The sequence below is a fragment of the Halorubrum sp. CBA1125 genome (genome assembly GCF_009742825.1).
Taxonomy (GTDB): Archaea; Halobacteriota; Halobacteria; order Halobacteriales; family Haloferacaceae; genus Halorubrum.
In genome coordinates this window covers 1-1,749 of sequence record NZ_WPCE01000333.1, presented here as the reverse complement: position 1 = coordinate 1,749, position 1,749 = coordinate 1, and the positions used below count along the sequence as shown (strand labels likewise).

Here is a 1,749-nt window from a genome sequence, read left to right as displayed (position 1 = left end):
GACGCGCTGACCGGCGGCGTGGTGGTCCGGTGGCGCCGCCCTCGTCGGGAGCGACGGCGTCGACCGGGGCGGGAGGCTTTTTCACCGCGGGGGTGGTATCGACTGGTATGATATCGCTCGACGAGGCCGTGACGGCCCGACTGGAGTCGCACGGGGAACGCTTCGAGGTACTCATCGACCCGGACGCCGCGCTGGCGATGAAACGCGGCGAGTTCGAGGGCGACTTAGAGGACGTCATCGCGGCCGAGGACGTCTTCGAGAACGCCTCTCGGGGCGACCGTCCGGCGGAGGAGGACCTCGAGACGGTGTTCGGGACGACCGATCCCCTGGAGATCATCCCGCAGGTCGTCGAGAAGGGCGAGATCCAGATCACCGCCGAGCAGCGCGAGGAGATGCAAGAGCGAAAGCACAACCAGCTCGTCAACACCATCACGCGAAACGCCGTCAACCCGCAGATGGACGACTCGCCGCACCCGCCGGAGCGCATCGAGCGCGCCCTGGAGGAGGCGGGGTTCCAGGTCGACCCGATGGAGCCGGTCGAGAACCAGGTCGACGACGCGCTCGAGGCGCTCCGTCCCGTGATCCCGATCCGGTTCGAGGAGGTGACGATGGCGGTCCAGCTCCCGGCCGACTACGCCGGATCCGGGCAGGCGCGCGTTCGGGAGTTCGGCGACCTGGAGCGCGAGGAGTGGCAGAACGACGGGTCGTGGGTCGGCGTGCTCACGTTCCCCGCGGGGCTCCAGAACGACCTGTACGACCTCGTTAACGAGGTCACCTCCGGCGAGGGCGACGTGCGGGTCATCAAGGACAAAGACGAGCTCCGGACCCGGTGAGGAGCGGACGGCGCCCGTTACGTTGATACGGTGGGACCGCTAACTACCAAGTAGCAAATGCGGCGTGACTACTTCGACCTCACCGTCGAGGGCGTCGGAGACGACCCCGACGATCGGACGACGCCCTTGGTCCGTATCGACTTCCACGGACCGGAGGGGCTGTTGCGCGACCGCCTCTCCGGCACGGACGGCGACCTCCTCGAGGCGGCCGAGATCGACGTCGCGTTCCGGCTCCGCGAGCCGCTCGGAGAGGCGGACGACCCGGAGGGCGTCGTCGGCGTGACGAACCGGTACACCGGCGACTTCGTGCTCGAACTCAACGAGACGGCGACGGACGTGCTCCCCTTCATCCACGCCGCACGGGACTCCGTCGACGACGAGGACGCCCACTACCGCGTCGAGATCGACGTCGACGGCGAACGGCTCGTCTCCTACGATAAGGACACCTTCCTCGTGTACGACCACGAGGGGAACCTGCTGCGGAGCGAGAGCCTGATCCCCTCCGGCGTCGAACTGTAGGCCGAACCCGTGTGGCGGTGAAGTCTCTGCGTCTCCGTTTCCCGCACGACCGTCCCGGGTCGGCGCCCCGGGCCGCTACGCGAATCCGAACGCGACCGCGTCGCCCGGAGCGAGCCCGAACGCCTCGTCGCCCCGCCCGTCGTTGACGTCGCACTCCGCGTAGCCGTGGCTCCCGACGGTCACGAGTCGATCGCCGGGAGCGACGTCCGCGAAGGTGTCGACGACGGGGACCGGCTCGCCGTTCACGCGAACGCCGTCGCGTCCGCGCAGGAGGTCGCCGGGCACGTTCGTGATCGCGTTCCCGAAGTCGTCGACGACGAGCACCGTGGTCGCCCGCGTCGACCGCGCTGGCGGGAAGGTAGTACGTGGAGTTCGATGCCGGGAGGCGAGCCGCTGG

Annotated in this window: 3 protein-coding genes; 2 read left to right on the top strand and 1 reads right to left on the bottom strand. The window is 69.0% G+C overall.

The genetic code is table 11. The features are described from left to right. Positions 1-107: 107 nt before the first annotated feature. Positions 108-833 carry a ribosome assembly factor SBDS gene (locus GJ633_RS16400; protein WP_156589617.1) on the top strand — a complete coding sequence of 242 codons (726 nt, stop codon included), beginning with the start codon at positions 108-110 and terminating at the stop codon, positions 831-833. A gap of 57 nt (positions 834-890) precedes the next feature. Continuing rightward, on the top strand, positions 891-1,352 hold the full coding sequence (locus tag GJ633_RS16395; protein ID WP_156589616.1) for a DUF5793 family protein: 462 nt from the start codon (positions 891-893) through the stop codon (positions 1,350-1,352). Positions 1,353-1,427: 75 nt separating this feature from the next. On the opposite strand, the gene GJ633_RS16390 is transcribed toward GJ633_RS16395, so the two are convergent. Next, a partial coding sequence (locus GJ633_RS16390; protein WP_197431384.1) for an SAM hydroxide adenosyltransferase occupies positions 1,428-1,749 on the bottom strand: 322 nt, incomplete at its 5' end.

Excerpts from the sequence above, each read along its gene's own strand:
- GJ633_RS16400 (WP_156589617.1), top strand. The coding sequence starts at position 108 with ATGATATCGCTCGACGAGGCCGTGACGGCCCGACTGGAGTCGCACGGG.
- GJ633_RS16395 (WP_156589616.1), top strand. The coding sequence starts at position 891 with ATGCGGCGTGACTACTTCGACCTCACCGTCGAGGGCGTCGGAGACGAC.